Below are 3317 nucleotides of genomic sequence, written 5' to 3'. Positions count from 1 at the left end.
TATTATCTCACAACATTTTAAAAAAAGACTAGATAAATCTCTAGCCTTTTCCTAATTATTTTTTAGTTTTACAACAGTTAAAGTTATTACATTCAACAATTTATTTCTTCAACTATCATATCATCATCTCTACTAATTTAATAAAAATTTGTGAATTTTAATAGTATTGATTAAAATCACCATTATTTACTCTTCTTAATCTATTTTCTAAATCATAAATTAAATTATTAGCTTGATTTACTTTATTTTGATTTTTTGTATATCTTAAAGCTTCTTTTAAATAATTTATTGCTTTTTGATAATTATTATTTGAATCATATAGATTCATTTTACTTTCTCCTAAAGTTACATAACTTTGAGCTTTACTATATAGTTCATCAAATTTTAATTCAAATCTCATTCTACTTTCATTTTCACTAATTTTATTTTCAATACTTCTTATTAAGCTTTGAGCTTGACTTCTTTTATTTGAATCATTAGTTAAATTAAGTGCATTTTTTAAAATACCTAACGCTTCTCTATAGTAATAATTTTCATCTTCAAAAGTTGGTTGTTTCTTAGCATAATCTATAACTTCTAATGCTTTATTATACTCTTCTACAAACTTATATTCATTTGTTTTATTTTTACTATTTTTTATTTTCCATTCTAAATCTTGAATATATTTATTTATTTCATTACGTTTATAGTAATCATTTGTATAATTTAAAGCTTTTTTGAAATTATCTATTGCTAATCTATAATAATAATTTGCATCTTCTTCACTATATGATTTATCTGCTCTTTCTAAATATGAAATTGCTTGTCTATAGTATGTATTAAAATTATTTGCAGAATTATTTCCAGTTCTTGTTCTAATATTTTCTAAATATACATCTATTTGACTTACTTTAGTTCTTTCTCCAAGTGCAATGTATATAGTTCTAGCTTTTTCAAAAGCAACTTTTGCAGCATCATATCTTTGTAGATTATAGTTTCTTTGACCCTCTTCAAAATACTTATCAGCAACTTGTATTTCTAATTTATATTTAATATTTTCTAAATATACATCTATTTCTTTTGATAAAGTATAGTTTTTATAATAATCATATACTTTTTTAGCTTGTAAGAATCTTGATTTAGCTCTATCATAATTTCCACTGTTATAATATCTCTTACCTTCATCAAAATATTTATTAGCTTCATTTAATTCTATTCTACGTTTAATATCTTTAATATAAGCATCTATTTGTTCAACATTTCTATTCATTGAATATCTATAATATATCTCTCTTGATTTCTCAAATCTATCTCTAGCTTCTGAAAATCTTCCTGAGCTGTATAAACTAATAGCTGATTGGAAATGTTGTTCAGCATCTGATAAATCAATTACTTTTGCTAAATTTTTATATTTTGTTTGTGAATTTCTATAATTATTATTAAAATCTCTATATGATTCATACCCTTTATAATACATATCTTTAGCTTCTCTATATTTTGCTATTCTTTCTAAACTTTCTGCTCTGTTAATATATATATCAGCAGTATATCTAGCAAATGATTCAAAAATTGAAGAATATGGTGTATTCTTAACATCTGCTTTTCTTAATTTAGAAATAAAATCACCTAATGAACTTAATCTACTATTTAAATCTTCATCAGCATATCTTTTAATTAATTGAATTGCTGAATTTAGATTTCTATAATTATCATTTCTTGTTCTAAAATCTGTATATTTTTCTAAAATAGGATTTTTTTCAATTATATTTCCCATTTTCCATAATTCAAAATAAGTGTTAGCTTTAGTTCTATTATCATTAGAACTATTAATTATAGAAATATATCTATTTTCTGTTTCTCTTATTCTTGAAGTAATTTCATTTGCAACATCTAATGGTATTTCTGATTTAGCATTGTTTAATTCTTTTACTGTTGCTTCTAAAGCTCCTATATAATCTCCTTTTTCATATAATTGTTTTGCAGTTAGTGCTGAACATGAAGTAATAAACAGACTCACCGCTATTCCAATAAATAAATTTTTAAAATTTCTTTTCATCTTTCTTCACCTCTCCTTGTTATAGTTAAATAATACAACGATTATGTTGAAATGTCAACATAACTAAGAAAGTTATAAGTTATTTATCAGTATATGCTATAACATTTTATTGCAATATTCAAATTTAATAAGTATAATAATAGAAAAAGAGGTGAGAATATGAAAAAAGAAAAAGTACTTGAATATATAGCAAAAACAGGGCTTGATGCTATAATATTTACTACACCAAAAAATATAGAATATCTTACTGGCTTTTCTTGTGATCCACATGAGAGAGCTTTAATGTATTCGATAAATAAAAATGGTGATGAATTTATTCTATGTCCAAAATTAGAGGAAGAAGTTGCTAAAAAATCAACTAAAAATATTCATATAATTGGATATTTAGACACAGAAAATCCATATATTAAATTACATGAATTTACCAATAATATATCAAAACTTGGTATAGAAAAGGAACATATTACTGTATTAAGATATGAGGCAATATTAGAAACATTTAAAGTTAAAGAAATAGAAGATGTTTCACACTTAGTTCGTAATCTTAGAAAGAAAAAATCTAATTTAGAATTAGAATTTATGAGAAAAGCAGCAAATTTAGCTGATAAATGTATGGAAATTGCTAAGAATAATATCAAAAAGGGTATAACAGAATTAGAATTAAAATCAATAATAGAAAATGAAATAAAAAAACATGGTGTTTCTAAAATGAGTTTTGATACCATAGTACTATTTGGAGATAACGCTGCAAATCCTCATGGAGAAAGTGGCAATAGAGCTTTGAAAGATAATGAATATATATTATTAGACTTAGGTTGTTATTATAAAGGGTATGCTAGTGATATTACTAGATGTATGGAATTTGGTAATGTAAGTGATTTTGATAAGTCTATCTATGATTTAGTTCTTAAAGCAAATACAGAAGCTATAAAGGCTGTAAAACCAGGTGTTAGTTTTGCAGATATTGATAAAATCGCAAGAGATATTATAACTAATGCTGGATATGGAGAATATTTCAATCACAGATTAGGTCATGGTCTTGGTATGGATTGTCATGAATATCCTGATGTATCTCAAAAAACAACAGATTTATTAGAAGTAGGAATGACATTTACAATAGAGCCCGGAATATATATACCAAATAAAGTTGGAATAAGAATAGAAGATGATATATTTGTTACAGAAAATGGCTGTGAAGTTTTAACAAAATATCCAAAATAAATTATTAAAGAGGCTGTTACGAAATAGGACAGCCCCTTTTTTATCGAGAGTGTGAAAAAAA

At 24.2% G+C, this 3317-nt stretch carries 2 protein-coding genes; one reads left to right on the top strand and one right to left on the bottom strand.

Annotated elements, in window-relative coordinates:
* Positions 1–157: 157 nt before the first annotated feature.
* Positions 158–2035 carry a hypothetical protein gene (locus BT993_RS06690; protein WP_072593794.1) on the bottom strand — a complete coding sequence of 626 codons (1878 nt, stop codon included), beginning with the start codon at positions 2033–2035 and terminating at the stop codon, positions 158–160.
* A 159-nt stretch (positions 2036–2194) separates the two neighbouring features.
* Between BT993_RS06690 and BT993_RS06685 the strand changes: the two genes are divergently transcribed.
* A complete protein-coding gene (locus BT993_RS06685) occupies positions 2195–3256 on the top strand; it encodes a M24 family metallopeptidase (RefSeq protein ID WP_072593793.1) in 1062 nt (353 codons plus the stop codon).
* Positions 3257–3317: the final 61 nt, after the last annotated feature.

The organism is Streptobacillus ratti, from assembly GCF_001891165.1.
Lineage (GTDB): Bacteria > Fusobacteriota > Fusobacteriia > Fusobacteriales > Leptotrichiaceae > Streptobacillus > Streptobacillus ratti.
Note: the sequence above shows the minus strand (reverse complement) of the source record. Positions and strands in the feature narration are given on the sequence as shown.